This is a genomic window from Pseudomonas sp. SDO5522_S412 (genome assembly GCF_054071215.1).
Genome location: NZ_JBSVWQ010000004.1, coordinates 55,569 through 69,956 on the forward strand (window position 1 = coordinate 55,569; position 14,388 = coordinate 69,956).

Sequence of the window (14,388 nt, forward strand, 5' to 3'; positions counted from 1 at the left end):
TTTCTACCTCAGTTTCAGGGTGGCAAGGCCGAACAGAACCAGAATCACGGTGATAATCCAGAAACGGACAATCACCCGCGGCTCAGGCCAGCCCTTGAGTTCAAAGTGGTGGTGAATCGGTGCCATGCGGAATACGCGGCGCCCGGTCAATTTGAAGGAGGCAACCTGGATCACCACCGACAGGGTTTCCATCACGAACACACCGCCCATGATGAACAGGACGATTTCCTGGCGGACGATCACCGCGATGGTGCCCAGGGCCGCGCCCAGCGCCAGTGCGCCGACGTCGCCCATGAAGACTTGTGCGGGGTAGGTGTTGAACCACAGGAAGCCCAGGCCCGCACCGATCAACGCGCCGCAGAACACAATCAGTTCGCCTGCGCCCGGTACATACGGGATCAGCAGGTATTCAGCGAATTTCACGTTACCCGACAGATAGCAGAAGATGCCGAGGGCGCCGCCCACCATCACCGTCGGCATGATCGCCAGGCCGTCGAGGCCGTCCGTCAGGTTGACCGCGTTGCTGGAGCCGACGATCACGAAGTAGGTCAGCACCACGAAGCCGACGCCCAGTGGAATGCTGGCGTCCTTGAGCATCGGGATGATCAGGGTGGTTTCCACCGCGCTTGGCGCAGTCATGAACAGGAAGATCGCCGCGCCGAGGCCGAACACCGACTGCCAGAAATACTTCCAGCGGCTAGGCAGCCCCTTGGAGTTCTTCTCGATCACCTTGCGGTAGTCATCTACCCAACCGATGGCGCCGAACAGCAGGGTCACCAGCAGCACGGTCCAGACATAACGGTTATGCAGGTCAGCCCACAGCAGCGTACTGATGCCGATGGACGACAGGATCAACGCACCGCCCATGGTCGGGGTGCCGGATTTGGAAAGGTGCGACTGCGGGCCGTCGTTGCGTACCGACTGGCCAATCTGCAGGTTTTGCAGGGTACGGATCATCCATGGCCCGAGGAACAGCGACAACGACAGCGCGGTCAGCACACCCAGAATCCCGCGCAGGGTCAGGTACTGAAAGACCGCGAAGCCTTTGTGGAACTGTTGCAGATACTCAGCCAGCAGCAGCAGCATTAATGTTTCTCCGTACTTGAGCCACACAAGGCCGCGACGACGTTTTCCATCACCGCGCTGCGCGATCCCTTGATCAAAATAGTGGTGTGTTTGTCTTGTTCAGCCGCACTCAGTGCCTGGATCAGTTCGGCCTGGCTGGCGAAATGCCTGGCGCCCGGCCCGAAGGTGTCCACGGCGTGAAGCATGTTCAGGCCAACGGCGTACAGGGCATCGACCTTGCCGGCCGCGTACGCGCCGACTTCACGGTGAGACTGTTCGGCCCACTCGCCCAGCTCGGCGATATCCCCCAGCACCAGCACCTTGCGACCGTCGAAGCTGGTCAGCAGGTCGATGGCGGCACAGATCGAGGACTGGTTGGCGTTGTAGGTGTCATCAATCACGCGCATGCCGTTGCTGGCCAGTTGCGCGACGGTGCGGCCCTTGACCGGTTGCACGGCGCCAAGGCCGGTGGCGATGCCAAACAACGACACGCCCAGCACGTGGGCGGCGGCGGCGGCAGCCAGGGCATTGGCGACGTTGTGGTTGCCCAGCAGGTTCAGTTGTACGTGCTCGTCACCTTGCGGGGTATGCAGGGTGAAGGACGGGCAGCCACGAGCGTCGGCCTTGATATTCGAGGCATGGAAATCGGCAGCGGCGTTGTGCACCGCGAAGCTCAGCACCTTGCGACCGGCGGCACGTACACGCCAGGTTTCGAAGGCCTTGTCATCGAGGTTCAGCACGGCAGTGCCGGATGCGTCGAGGCCTTCGATGATTTCGCCCTTGGCTTCGACGATCTTTTCAGGGCCGCCAAACTCGCCGACGTGGGCTGTACCGGCGTTGCTGATCACCGCGACATGAGGCTTGGTCATGGCCACGGTGTAGGCGATTTCGCCGATGCGCGAAGCACCCAGCTCAATGACGGCCGCCGTGTGTTCCGGGGCCAGTTCGAGCAGGGTCAGCGGAGCGCCGAAGTCATTGTTCAGGTTGCCACGGGTCGCCAGGACCGGGCCGCGCGTGCGCAGGATGCCGGCCAGCAGTTCCTTGACCGTGGTCTTGCCGCTGGAACCGGTGATCGCCGCAACAGGCTTGGTGAAGGCGGCACGGTTCAGCGCCCCCAGTTGGCCGAGGGCCAGGCGGGTGTCGGCGACCAGCAATTGTGGCAGCGTCGAGTCAGCGACTTCGCGCTGCACCAGAGCGCCGACAGCGCCTTTGGCAGCGACGTCATTCAGGTAGTCATGGCCATCGAAGCTCGGGCCGGCCAAGGCGACAAACAGTTGCCCGGGCTTGATCGTCCGGCTGTCGATGCTGACGCCATCAAAGCTGCAATCAGCCGACAGCACGCGGGCCGACAAAGCCTGGGTCAGTTCGCTGAATTTAAGCGGCTTAAGCATGGGCCACCTCCCACGCGGTCAGGGCGTGATCAGCCTCGACCAGATCGGAGAAGGCGTGGCGTTCGCCGTTGATTTCCTGATAGTCCTCGTGACCTTTACCGGCCAGCACCACCACGTCGTCAGCACTTGCGCCGGCGATCAATTGGGCGATGGCTGCACCGCGACCGGCGACGAACGTCGCCTTGGACGCATCTTTAAAGCCGACACGAATGTCATCGAAAATCTGGCTTGGGTCTTCGCTGCGCGGGTTGTCGTCAGTGACGAGCACACCGTCGGCCAGGCGCTCGACGATTTCCGCCATCAGCGGGCGCTTGCCGCGATCGCGGTCACCGCCACAGCCGAACAGGCACAGCAATTTACCCTTGGCGTGGGGGCGCAGGGCCTGCAGGATTTTTTCCAGGGCGTCCGGCGTGTGGGCGTAATCGACCACCACCAGCGGCTGGGTGCCGCCGCCGAGGCGCTGCATGCGACCGGCCGGGCCTTCCAGCTTCGGCAACACCCGCAGGATTTCGTCGAGGGCGTAATCCAGGCCAAGCAAGGCACCGACGGCGGCCAATACGTTGCTCAGGTTGAAACGCCCGAGCAAGGTGCTGCGCAAATGGTGCTCGCCCTGTGGCGTAACCAGCGTGGCGCGCACGCCTTCGTCATCAAAGGTGGCTTCACGGCAATACAGGTAGGCGCTGGAGTCTTCCAGGCTGTAGCTGATCAGGCGGCCGTCGCCTTGGGCGGCGGCCAGTTGGCGACCGAATTCGTCGTCCAGGTTGACCACCCGGCACTTCAGGTCATTCCAGGCAAACAGCCGAGCCTTGGTGGCGGCGTAGGCCTCCATGGTCCCGTGGTAATCCAGGTGATCGCGGGACAGGTTGGTCATCACCGCCACGTCGAACGCCAGGGCAGTCACGCGGCCCTGGTCCAGACCGTGGGACGAGACTTCCATGGCAACCGCCTTGGCACCGGCCTTTTTCAGGTCGGCCAGGGTCGCTTGCACGGCAATCGGGTTAGGCGTGGTGTGCAGCCCGCTTTGCAGCGCTCCGTAGAAACCGGTGCCCAGGGTGCCCACGATGCCGCAATGCTGACCCAGCAGGTCAAGCGCCTGGGCGACCAGTTGGGTCACGCTGGTCTTGCCGTTGGTACCGGTCACGCCCACCAGGTTCAGGGTGCGGCTCGGGTCGCCATAAAAGCGCCCGGCGATGTCCGACAATTGCGCAGCCAGGCCCTTGACCGGAATCAAAGGCACGTCGGTGATCGGCAGCACGGTGGCGCCTTCCACTTCATAGGCCACTGCCGCAGCGCCGCGTTGCAGCGCGTCGGCGATATGGTCACGGCCGTCGAACTTGCCACCCGGCACTGCCAGGAACAGGTCGCCGGCACGCACATTACGGCTGTCCAGGGTCAACTCGCGAATCAGCAGATCGCGGCCGGCGTGGGCAAAAATCTTGTTCAGGCTCAGAGACATCAGCCGCGCCCTCCATTGGCTTTTACAGCAGCGGCCGGCGGGCCGGCGTTCGCTTGTTGGGTAGCCGGCAGGTTGTCCGGCGTGATGTTCATCAGGCGCAACGTCCCGGACATCACCTTGCTGAACACCGGCGCCGATACCAGGCCACCGAAGTAACCGGCTTTGCTCGGCTCATCGATCACCACGACGATGGCGTAGCGCGGATCGCTCATCGGGCCGAAGCCTGCGAACAGCGAGCGGTAGGAGTTTTCGGCGTAGCCCTTGGTACCCACGGCGGTTTTACGCGCGGTACCGGACTTGCCTGCCACGTGATACGCCGGCACCTGGGCACGGAACACGCCACGCGGTGCTTCGATCACTTGTTGCAGCATGCCTTGCATGGTCTTCGCGACGTTTTCCGGGATCACCTGGGTCGCAGGCGGCGCCTCGTCCAGGTGGATCAGGCTCAGCGGCACCATGCGGCCGTTGTTGGCCAGCACCGAGAAGGCGTGGGCCAGTTGGATGGCTGTTACCGACAGGCCATAACCGTAGGAAAGCGTGGCGGTCTCGGCTTTTTTCCAGTCACGGTAGTTCGGCAGGTTGCCCACACGTTCGCCCGGGAAGTCCAGGCCGGTGGGTTGCCCCAGGCCGACTTTCTGCGCGAGGTGGTAGATGGCTTCGCCGCCGATATCGAAGGCGACTTTACTCATGCCCACGTTACTGGAGTTGATCAGGATACCTGTCAAATCCAGCACCGGACCTTCGGTGCGCGACACGTCACGAATGGTGTATTTGCCCAGCTGCAATGTGCCCGGGTAAACCTCGACCTTGTCGGCCGGTTTCCAGCGCCCGGTTTCCAGGGCGGCACTCATGGAAATGGCTTTCATGGTCGAACCCGGCTCGAACACGTCGATCATGGCGCGGTTGCGCATCATCGCCGGTTGCAGGTTGCGACGGTTGTTGGGGTTGTAGGTCGGCTGGTTAACCATGGCGAGAATCTCGCCGGTCTTCACGTCCATGATCACCAGGCTGCCGGCTTTCGCACCGTTCTCGATGATCGCGTTACGCAGCTCACGGTTGGCCAGGTATTGCAGGCGCAGGTCAATCGACAACGCCAAGGGCTTACCGGCCTTGGCGTTTTTGGTGACCTGGACATCCTTGATCAGTCTGCCGCGCCGATCCTTGATGACCTGTCGTTTGCCGGGAACCCCGGCCAGCCATTCGTCGTAGGCGAGTTCCACGCCTTCGCGACCGTGATCATCAATGTCGGTGAAACCCACCATATGGGCGGTGGTTTCGCCGGCCGGGTAGAAACGCCGAAATTCCTCGATGCCGTAGACACCGGGGACTTTAAGGTCGAGTACTTGCTGGCCTTGTTCGGGGGTGAGCCCGCGAACCAGGTAGATGAATTCTTTATTGGCCTGGGCTTCGAGGCGTTCGCTCAGGGCTTTCGGGTCCTGGCCCAGGGCGGCAGCCAGTTCCGGCCATTTGTCCTTGGCGGTCTGCATTTCCTTGGCGTTGGCCCACAGGGTGGTCACCGGGGTACTGACGGCCAGGGGCTCGCCGTTACGGTCGGTGATCAGGCCGCGGTGTGCAGGAATCGGGATATGCCGCAGGCTACGGGCATCGCCCTGGCCGATCAGGAAGTCACGGTCCACCACTTGCAGGTCGATAATCCGCCAGGCAATCGCGCCCACCATCAGTGCCAGCAACCCCAGCACTACGCGGAAACGCCACGGGTAGAGTGCGCCCTCGAGTTTCATCATGGCGCCACCATGCGAACTTCTGCAGCGCCCGGGATGTGCATCTTAAGTTGTTCAGTGGCCAGCACTTCGATGCGGCTGTGGGCCGTCCAGGTACTTTGCTCGAGGATCAACCGGCCCCACTCCGCCTGCGCCTTGTCGCGCACGCTCAATTCCCCGTACAGGGTATTGAGCAGTTGACGGTTGTAGTGGGCGCTGTAGGACACCGCAATCGCGGACACCAGCACGCCAACAAATAGCAGCAACATAAAGAAGCTGCCGCCCGGGAGGGGCTTGGCGAAAAGCTTGCTCACCGCAACTTCTCCGCAACGCGCATGACAGCGCTACGGGCACGTGGGTTGGCCTTGAGTTCGGCTTCGGAAGCGAACTGCGCTTTGCCATGGATTTTGATTTTCGGCAAAAAAGCTTCGTAACGCACCGGCAGGTTGCGCGGCAGGTTGTCGGACTCGCCCTTGACCAGGCGACGCATGAACAATTTGACGATGCGGTCTTCCAGGGAGTGGAAGCTGATCACCACCAGGCGACCGCCCACTTCCAGAGCTTCCAGGGCGGCTTCGAGGCCGGCTTCCAGGTCGCCCAATTCGTTGTTGACGTGAATACGCAGGCCCTGGAACGCACGGGTTGCCGGGTTCTTGCCCTTTTCCCATGCAGGGTTGGCGACTTTCAGCACCTCAGCCAGGTCGGCCGTGCGCTCGAACGGCTGGATTTCCCGGCGTTCGACCACGGCACGCGCCATGCGGCCAGCGAAGCGCTCTTCGCCGTATTCCTTGAACACGCGGGTGATTTCTTCGTGGGGAGCGGTAGCGATGAACTGCGCGGCGCTGATGCCACGGCTTGGGTCCATGCGCATGTCCAGCGGGCCGTCGTTCATGAAACTGAAGCCACGCTCAGGGTCGTCCAGCTGTGGGGAAGACACGCCCAGGTCCAGCAGAACCCCGGCCACCTTGCCCGCCATGCCACGTTCGGCGACTTCTGCACCGAGCTCGGCAAAGCTGCGCTGCACAACGACAAAGCGGCCGTCTTCGGCCGCTAGCGCTTGCCCGGTGGCAATCGCTTGAGGGTCTTTGTCGAACCCGAGGAGCTTACCGTCCGGACCCAGCTGGCTGAGGATCAGCCGACTGTGCCCGCCCCTGCCGAAGGTGCCATCCAAATAGCAGCCATCCGCGCGTACGGCGAGAGCCTCAACGGCTTCGTCAAGCAGTACGGTGATGTGGTTAAAGCCGCTATCAATAGTCACAGGATCAAATCACGCAGTTCATCAGGCATGGCGCCCGGTTGTTGAATAGCAGCCAGGTCAGCTGCAGAAACAGCATCCCAGGCATCTTCGTCCCACAATTGGAACTTGTTCAGTTGGCCTACCAGCATCGCGCGCTTGTCCAATTTGGCGTATTCGCGCAGACGCGGTGGAACCAGGAAACGACCACTGCCATCGAGTTCGAGGTCGACGGCATTACCAATCAGCAAGCGTTGCAGGCGGCGGTTCTCTTCACGCAGTGAAGGCAGTGCACGCAACTTGGTTTCAATCAGCTCCCACTCATCGAGCGGGTACACACATAAACAGGGATCAACGGCATCGATGGTGATGATTAATTGCCCGGAACTTCGCGAAATGAGCTCGTCACGATACCGGCTCGGCATGGCGAGACGGCCTTTTGCATCGAGACTGATAGCGTTAGCTCCGCGAAACACAGATGCGTTTCTCCAAATTTTAGCGTTTTACGTTCAAAAAACCCACTTTGTGCCACTTTCCGCCACTTGCGCACACTATAGGAATGCGCCCACCACACCGTCAAGGCGCGGATTCAAGGAAAAGCCTTACAGAACGGAGATTTAGGAAGGTAAAGGGAGGAGAAACGAGAGTTTGACGGCGATTTTGACTCAACAACACCAAATAGCTCAAAGAGCTAAGGCTTAAAGTTAAAGTAATTTATTAAGAGTAAGATTTTTTCGGTATTACGAAGACGCATCTGCTGACGATTCAGCAGGGAGGGATTCTCGCGTTACTACCAGGTTCCTGCCCGAGATTCGGACAGAAGGAAAAAAGGTGGAGAGTCGATCTGTAAGCCGGGTTCTGTCTTGAACAGTCATTCGTCTACGATGGCCATCACTGGACATCTTTAGCAACCTACCCGGTCCCAGCGCGGGCCACGCCTTGGGACCCTATTTGGTCTTGCTCCAAGTGGGGTTTACCTAGCCACGAACTGTTGCCAGTCGTGCGGTGCGCTCTTACCGCACCTTTTCACCCTTACCGGTACCGAAGTACTTAGGCGGTTATTTTCTGTGGCACTTTCCGTAGGCTCACGCCTCCCAGGCATTACCTGGCACTTCGCCCTATGGAGCCCGGACTTTCCTCCCCCCTCTAATTTTCATAGAAGGCAGCGACTGCCCAATCGACTCTCCGCCGCGCAGGTTAACGGCACGGCGGCGTTAGAACAAGTATTAAAAGACACTAATGCCATCATGTTCAGACGGAGTGCAGGTTAGAACCCGGAACTATTCGCCCTTTTGTTTATCCAGCGCCACTTGATACAGGACGTTCTTGCGTACGCCGGTTATTTCCGCGGCCAATGCAGCGGCGCGCTTCAATGGCATCTCCTTGAGCAGCAGGTCAAGAATGCGCATTGCCTCGCTGCCCACGGCATCTTCGCTTTCCGGCGCCGACCAGCCGGCTACCAGCACCACGCACTCGCCGCGCTGCTGATTGCTGTCGCCCTCGACAAATTCGCGCAGTTCCTGCAGCGGCAAGCCCTTGAGGGTTTCGAAGGTCTTGGTGATTTCTCGCGCCAGCAGTGCCAGGCGATCGCCGCCGAACACCAGCTCCATATCTTGCAGGCACTCAAGGATGCGGTGCGGGGCTTCGTAGAAGATCAGCGTGCGTGGCTCTTCCTTTACCAGTTCCAGGCGCGCCCGGCGCCCGACGGCCTTGGCGGGCAGGAAGCCTTCGAAGATAAACCGGTCCGACGGCAAGCCGGCAGCAGACAATGCAGCAATCAGCGCGCACGCTCCCGGAACAGGCACTACATTGATACCAGCCGCCCGCGCCTGGCGAACCAGATGATAGCCAGGGTCGGAAATCAGCGGCGTACCCGCATCCGAGATCAAAGCCACGTCATCACCCGCCAGCAAACGAGTGATAAAACGACTGCCTTCTTCACGTTCGTTGTGTTCGTGACAGGCGGCCAAGGGGGTCGGAATACCGAAATGCTGCATCAACCGCTGGGAGTGCCGAGTGTCTTCAGCCGCGATCAGTTTTACGTCGCGCAACACTTTCAGCGCACGCGCACTGATGTCGTCCAGGTTGCCAATGGGCGTCGCCACGACAAAAAGCGAGCCTGCAGTGGAATTCAAAGGACCTGGAGCAGTCAAAACGCACACCTCGATGGTTGGCAAAAGCCACATTGTAGCGCGTAGACGCCTTGAATATATGCCCTCGGGGCGGGTTCGATTTCAGCCGCCTATTGGTTCCTGCAACATTTACACGACCTAAATAGACGGTTTCACGCCAGTAACATCGCGCCCCGGCCAGTGCTTGGGTACAATTCCACGCTAATTTGATCGGTATCAGGAACACTTACATGATCGCTTGCCTGCGGCTGTTCTCTGCCCTCTGCCTCGCTGCCCTGTTGGCGGCTTGCGCCAGCTCGCCCTCGTCCAGCCTTGGCGACCTCCCCCGGACTCCGGATGCCAGCATCGAGCAACTGCTCGAACAGGCGACTTCGGCCAAGACTCCGGAAAAAGCCGCGCTGTTGCGCTTGAGTGCGGCTGACCTGGCGTTCCACCAAAACAATCCGGGACGCTCGGCGCAGATTCTTGCCCAGGTGCCACTGGACGTCCTGAAACCGGCGGCGCAGGTATTTGCCAGCACCCTGTCGGCTGAACTGGCGATGGCCCGCAACCAGCCCAAGGCAGCGTTGACGGCCTTGAATCACCCGAGCCTGCAAAGCCTCAAGGAACTGCCGCCTGAACAGCAGATCCGCACGGGCACCGTGCATGCCCGCGCCTATGAGGCCGACGGCCAGACCCTGGCCGCCGCCCGCGAGCGCGTCGCCATGGCCCCGCTGCTGACGGGCGATGCCTACAACAACAACCACGAAGCCATCTGGGCACTGATTGCCGCCTTGCCTGCCGATCAACTGCAAGCCAGCGGCAACCCGACGCTGGACGGCTGGATCAGCCTGGCCCAGGCAGTCAAGGGCGCCGGCACTCTGGAGCAACAGCAGGCGGCCATCGACACCTGGCGCGCCCAGAACCCTGGCCACCCGGCAGCTTCGCAATTGCCGCAGCCGCTGACCAAGCTCAAGGAACTGGCCAGCCAGCCGCTGAACAAGATCGCCCTGCTGCTGCCGCAGGAAGGTCCGCTGGCCGGCGTTGCCAAGGCGCTGCGCGAAGGCTTCATGGCCGCGCACTACCAGGCTGAACAAGCCGGGCAGAAGCCGCCGGTGATCGAGTTCTACGACAGCTCGCGCCTGACCTCCATCGACGACTTCTACGCCAAGGCCCAGGCCGCCGGCGTGCAACTGGTGGTCGGCCCGTTGGAGAAACCGCTGGTCAAGCAACTCAGCGCACGCCCGCAATTGCCGATCACCACCCTGGCCCTGAACTACAGCGAAGCCGACCAGAACCCGGCGCAACTGTTCCAGTTTGGCCTGGCCGCTGAAGACGAAGCCCGTGAAGTGTCCCGTCGTGCTCGCGCCGATGGCCTGCACCGCGCCGCCGCCATGGTGCCGAAAGGCGAATGGGGCGAGCGCGTCTACAAGGCATTCCGTCAGGATTGGGAAGCCAATGGCGGCACCGTGGTGGGCGTCGAGTACGTTGACCAGCCGGTAGCCCTGGCCCAGCAGATTGCCGACCTGTTCCAGCTGCGCAAGAGCGAAGGCCGCGCCAAGAGCCTGCAAAGCACGGTAGGTTCGGATGTTTCCGCCCAGCCTTCGCGCCGCCAGGACATCGAGTTCATCTTCCTGGCCGTGACTCCGCAACTGGCCCAGCAGATCAAGCCGACCCTGAACTTCCAATACGCTGGCGACGTGCCGGTGTATGCGACGTCCCACGTGTTCAGCGCCAGTGGCGACAAGAACCAGTACCTGGACATGACCAACGTGATGTTCTGCGAAACCCCTTGGCTGCTGAACACCACCGACCCGCTGCGCAACCAGGTCGCTGCCCAATGGCCACAAGCCAACGGCAGCCTTGGCCGTCTTTATGCGATGGGTGTGGATGCCTACCGCCTGGCGCCGCGCCTGGGGCAGCTCAAGGCACTGCCGGACACTCGTGTCGACGGCCTGTCGGGCAACCTGGGCGTCAGCGCCAGCCAGCGTGTCGACCGCCAGATGCCATGGGCGAAGTTCGTCGGTGGCGAGATCCAGCGCCTGCCTGATACCCCGCGCTGATGCCCGAGCGGTCAAGCGCACAAAGCGGCAAGGACGCCGAACTTCAAGCTCTCGAGTACCTGCAACGACAAGGTCTGCGCCTCCTGGCGCAGAACTGGTTATGCAAACGCGGCGAGCTTGATCTGGTCATGCTTGACGGCGATACAGTAGTATTTGTCGAAGTCCGCTACAGAAAACACGCACAATGGGGTGGCGCGCTCGCCAGTATCGACGGGCGCAAGCGCCAGAAGTTGATACTCGCCGCGCAGTTTTTCCTGCTCAAGGAGCGTCGCTGGGCCGATCATCCCTGCCGTTTCGATGTGGTTGCCATAGAAAGCACTCCCCGGGGAACAGCCGATCTGAACTGGCTGCAAGATGCCTTTGACAGCTGATTCGCCGGACATCTACACCGCACACTTTTGCTCTTTGCTTTGCGGGCTGCACATTCCTGTGCCAAACAGCCGCGCTACTTAAGGTCACACAGATGGACATGCAATCCCGAATTCGCCAGCTTTTCCAGGCCAGTATCGATACCAAGCAACAGGCGATGGACGTACTTGCACCGCACATCGAGCAAGCCAGTCAGGTCATGGTCAACGCCTTGCTCAACGAAGGCAAAATGCTTTCGTGCGGCAACGGCGGTTCGGCCGGCGATGCCCAGCATTTCTCCTCCGAGCTGCTCAACCGCTTCGAGCGTGAGCGCCCGAGCCTGCCGGCCATCGCCCTGACCACCGACACCTCGACGATCACCTCGATCGCCAACGACTACAGCTACAACGAAATCTTCTCCAAACAGATCCGCGCCCTTGGCCAGCCGGGGGACGTACTGCTGGCGATCTCCACCAGCGGTAACTCGGCGAATATTATTCAAGCGATCCAGGCCGCACATGATCGTGAAATGATTGTCGTAGCATTGACCGGACGTGACGGCGGCGGCATGGCCTCGCTGCTGTTGCCCGAAGACGTGGAAATCCGCGTCCCGGCCAATGTCACCGCACGTATCCAGGAAGTCCACCTGCTGGCGATCCACTGCCTGTGCGATCTGATCGACAGCCAACTGTTCGGGAGTGAAGAATGACCGTTAAACGCCTTAGCCTATTGGCAATCACGCTGTGCCTAGGCATCAGCGGCTGCAGCTCGGTAATCGAAGCGAGCCGCGACACGCCCATCCAGGACGATAAAGGCACCCGCACTTTCGGCAGCAAAATCGATGACTCACTGATCGAGACCAAGGTTTCCGTCAACGTGTCCAAGGCCGCTCCAGACCTGGGCAACGGCGCGTCGCGCATCGTGGTCGTCAGCTTCAACGGCGTGGTGCTGCTCACCGGCCAAACCCCGCGCGCCGACTTGAAGGCCCAGGCTGAACAAGCTGCCGCCACTGTGCAGCGGGTCAAGAAGGTTCACAACGAACTGCAGGTGATGGAGCCGATCACCCTGCTGGCAATCAGCAACGACGCCCTGCTGACCACCAAGATCAAGACCCAGATGCTGACCGACAGCGCCATTCCCGGCTCTCGGATCAAGATCGTCACCGACAACGGCATCGTCTACATGATGGGCCTGCTGACCCAGGCAGAAGCCACCCGCGCCGCCAACCTGGTACAAAGTGTGTCCGGCGTACAGAAGATCGTGAAGCTGTTCGAATACATCGACTGATTTATCGTCAGCCACAAAAAAGGGCGCCGTGCATGGATTGCACGGCGCCCTTTTTGTTGACTACAGGTTACTGGTACTGCTGATACGGGTTACCCTGGAACTGGTTGTTCTGCTGCGGCGCCTGTTGCTGCTGGGCGGCCGGCTGACCGTACTGCTGGCCAGGGATCGGGCCCAGGTTGACCTCCACACGACGGTTCTGGGCACGGCCATTGACATCGGCGTTGCTGGCGATCGGGTTATCCGGGCCGGCACCGCGGGCACTCAGGTTGGTCGGGCTGACACCTTGGGAGGTCAGGTAATTGGCCACGCTCTGCGCACGACGCTGGGACAGGTCCATGTTGAGCTGACGGCTGCCGGTGCTGTCGGTGTAGCCAACGATCTGGATGGTGTTCTGGTTGAACTGCTTCAGCGAGTTCGCCAGGTTGTTCAGCGGCGTGTAGAAGCTGCTGGAGATCGCATCCGAGTTGGTGGCGAAGGTGATGTTACCCGGCATGATCAGCTTGATCTGGTCGCCCTGGCGCTGCACTTCGACACCGGTGTTGGCCATGCTGGCGCGCAGTTTCTTTTCCTGCTGGTCGGCGTAGTAGCCGTAGCCCGCACCACCGATACCGGCGACGGCAGCGCCGATCAGCGCACCCTTGCCGCGGTTGTTGTGGTCGATGGCTGCACCCGCCAACGCACCGGCCAGGGCGCCCAGGCCACCATACTTGGCGGTGTTGCTCACTCCGGAAGAGCCACCACCCTGTGCCTGGCTGCCGTCATAAGGATTAGGTGAAGCGCAGCCCGACAACAGGGCTACGGCAGTAGCAACAACAAGCAGACGACGAGAAGTGAACATGAAGGAAGCTCCTACTTTTGCATTCGGTGATGCAGAGGACATTGGCATTGGACCTGTGCCGAGCTTGGAACACGACAAACGGTAAAAATTCCATCTCCACACAAGCCCGGCCACACTCAAACCCTAGCAGAGACTTCCTGAACGGTAATTGTCATTTTCTCTATATGTTTCGTCTGATAGTTGCCACTTGGTATCCGAAAAACTACCCACATTTTGCTTCACGCGCGGACAAACGGATTCTCACGCATTTCATCTCCCAGGCGCGTATCCGGACCGTGCCCTGTCACCACCACCGCCGCCTCATCCAGGGTGTAGAGCCGTTGCTTGATCGAGCGCACGATGGTCGCCTGGTCACCGCCCCACAAATCCGTACGGCCCACGCCCCGCCGAAACAGGGTGTCGCCGGCAATCAGCAACTTCGCATCGGCGAACCAGAAACTCATCGAGCCGGGTGTGTGTCCAGGTGTATGCAAGGCAACCCCGCAACCACAGGCCAGCTCTTCTTCATCCTCCAGCCAACGATCCGGCGACGGCACTGGCGTGTAAGGCACGCGGAACATCTGGCACTGCATTTCCAGGTTGTCCCACAGAAACTGGTCTTCCTTGTGCAAGTGCAGGGTAGCGCCGGTTTTTTCCTTCAACTGCCCGGAGGCCAGGAAGTGATCAAGATGGGCGTGGGTGTGAATAATGCTGACCACTTTCAGGCCCAGCGCATCGAGGCGCGCCAGGATCAGCTCATGGTTGCCGCCCGGGTCGACGACGATGGCTTTTTTGGTGACGGGGTCGCCGATGATCGTGCAGTTGCACTGCAACGGGCCTACCGGGAACGTTTCGCGGATCAGCGCGGGAGACTGAATATTCATGGGTATTCCTG

General features: G+C 60.9%; 14 protein-coding genes and 1 other RNA gene. 4 read left to right on the top strand and 11 right to left on the bottom strand.

Annotated features, from left to right (window positions below):
• Nucleotides 1–3: 3 nt before the first annotated feature.
• The 9 genes from mraY to rsmI all read right to left on the bottom strand — a co-directional run bounded on the left by mraY (nucleotide 4) and on the right by rsmI (nucleotide 9,053).
• On the bottom strand, nucleotides 4–1,086 hold the full coding sequence (gene mraY / locus ACW9I6_RS02140) for a phospho-N-acetylmuramoyl-pentapeptide-transferase (protein ID WP_008434230.1): 1,083 nt from the start codon (nucleotides 1,084–1,086) through the stop codon (nucleotides 4–6).
• Nucleotides 1,086–2,456 carry a UDP-N-acetylmuramoyl-tripeptide--D-alanyl-D-alanine ligase gene (locus tag ACW9I6_RS02145; RefSeq protein ID WP_457338799.1) on the bottom strand — a complete coding sequence of 457 codons (1,371 nt, stop codon included), beginning with the start codon at nucleotides 2,454–2,456 and terminating at the stop codon, nucleotides 1,086–1,088. Before ACW9I6_RS02145 ends, mraY begins: the two co-directional genes overlap by 1 nt.
• Nucleotides 2,449–3,912 (bottom strand): UDP-N-acetylmuramoyl-L-alanyl-D-glutamate--2,6-diaminopimelate ligase, encoded by a 1,464-nt coding sequence (locus ACW9I6_RS02150; RefSeq protein ID WP_003216207.1) that lies wholly within the window; start codon nucleotides 3,910–3,912, stop codon nucleotides 2,449–2,451. The genes ACW9I6_RS02145 and ACW9I6_RS02150 overlap by 8 nt, the downstream gene beginning before the upstream one ends.
• The gene (locus ACW9I6_RS02155; protein ID WP_166742205.1) at nucleotides 3,912–5,654 is read right to left on the bottom strand and encodes a peptidoglycan D,D-transpeptidase FtsI family protein; all 1,743 of its coding nucleotides are present in this window, start codon (nucleotides 5,652–5,654) and stop codon (nucleotides 3,912–3,914) included. The genes ACW9I6_RS02150 and ACW9I6_RS02155 overlap by 1 nt, the downstream gene beginning before the upstream one ends.
• Complete coding sequence (gene ftsL / locus ACW9I6_RS02160; RefSeq protein ID WP_003216203.1) at nucleotides 5,654–5,947, bottom strand: cell division protein FtsL; 294 nt, start codon at nucleotides 5,945–5,947, stop codon at nucleotides 5,654–5,656. Before ftsL ends, ACW9I6_RS02155 begins: the two co-directional genes overlap by 1 nt.
• Nucleotides 5,944–6,891, bottom strand: coding sequence for a 16S rRNA (cytosine(1402)-N(4))-methyltransferase RsmH (gene rsmH, locus ACW9I6_RS02165; protein ID WP_457338800.1), 948 nt, complete (start codon nucleotides 6,889–6,891; stop codon nucleotides 5,944–5,946). The genes ftsL and rsmH overlap by 4 nt, the downstream gene beginning before the upstream one ends.
• Nucleotides 6,888–7,343 carry a division/cell wall cluster transcriptional repressor MraZ gene (gene mraZ / locus ACW9I6_RS02170; RefSeq protein ID WP_003171868.1) on the bottom strand — a complete coding sequence of 152 codons (456 nt, stop codon included), beginning with the start codon at nucleotides 7,341–7,343 and terminating at the stop codon, nucleotides 6,888–6,890. Before mraZ ends, rsmH begins: the two co-directional genes overlap by 4 nt.
• Nucleotides 7,344–7,698: 355 nt before the next feature.
• Nucleotides 7,699–8,052: RNase P RNA component class A (rnpB, locus tag ACW9I6_RS02175), an RNA gene on the bottom strand.
• Between the two features lie 95 nt (nucleotides 8,053–8,147).
• Nucleotides 8,148–9,053: a 16S rRNA (cytidine(1402)-2'-O)-methyltransferase gene (rsmI, locus tag ACW9I6_RS02180; RefSeq protein ID WP_161635740.1), complete on the bottom strand. Its 906-nt coding sequence runs from the start codon at nucleotides 9,051–9,053 to the stop codon at nucleotides 8,148–8,150.
• 176 nt (nucleotides 9,054–9,229) lie between these two features.
• Here rsmI and ACW9I6_RS02185 point away from each other — a divergent pair, with 176 nt between their 5' ends.
• The 4 genes from ACW9I6_RS02185 to ACW9I6_RS02200 all read left to right on the top strand — a co-directional run bounded on the left by ACW9I6_RS02185 (nucleotide 9,230) and on the right by ACW9I6_RS02200 (nucleotide 12,676).
• Complete coding sequence (locus ACW9I6_RS02185; protein ID WP_307520973.1) at nucleotides 9,230–11,041, top strand: penicillin-binding protein activator; 1,812 nt, start codon at nucleotides 9,230–9,232, stop codon at nucleotides 11,039–11,041.
• On the top strand, nucleotides 11,041–11,412 hold the full coding sequence (locus tag ACW9I6_RS02190; protein WP_003216193.1) for a YraN family protein: 372 nt from the start codon (nucleotides 11,041–11,043) through the stop codon (nucleotides 11,410–11,412). The genes ACW9I6_RS02185 and ACW9I6_RS02190 overlap by 1 nt, the downstream gene beginning before the upstream one ends.
• A 92-nt stretch (nucleotides 11,413–11,504) precedes the next feature.
• Nucleotides 11,505–12,098, top strand: coding sequence for a phosphoheptose isomerase (locus ACW9I6_RS02195; protein WP_003216190.1), 594 nt, complete (start codon nucleotides 11,505–11,507; stop codon nucleotides 12,096–12,098).
• Nucleotides 12,095–12,676, top strand: a complete 582-nt coding sequence (locus ACW9I6_RS02200; RefSeq protein WP_087692852.1) for a BON domain-containing protein — start codon at nucleotides 12,095–12,097, stop codon at nucleotides 12,674–12,676. Before ACW9I6_RS02195 ends, ACW9I6_RS02200 begins: the two co-directional genes overlap by 4 nt.
• 67 nt (nucleotides 12,677–12,743) lie before the next feature.
• On the opposite strand, the gene ACW9I6_RS02205 is transcribed toward ACW9I6_RS02200, so the two are convergent.
• Together ACW9I6_RS02205 and ACW9I6_RS02210 are read right to left on the bottom strand one after the other, a co-directional pair.
• The gene (locus ACW9I6_RS02205) at nucleotides 12,744–13,514 is read right to left on the bottom strand and encodes an OmpA family protein (RefSeq protein ID WP_032899265.1); all 771 of its coding nucleotides are present in this window, start codon (nucleotides 13,512–13,514) and stop codon (nucleotides 12,744–12,746) included.
• A 218-nt stretch (nucleotides 13,515–13,732) separates the two neighbouring features.
• Entirely contained in the window at nucleotides 13,733–14,377 is a 645-nt protein-coding gene (locus ACW9I6_RS02210; RefSeq protein WP_003216184.1) for an MBL fold metallo-hydrolase, read from the bottom strand.
• Nucleotides 14,378–14,388: the final 11 nt, after the last annotated feature.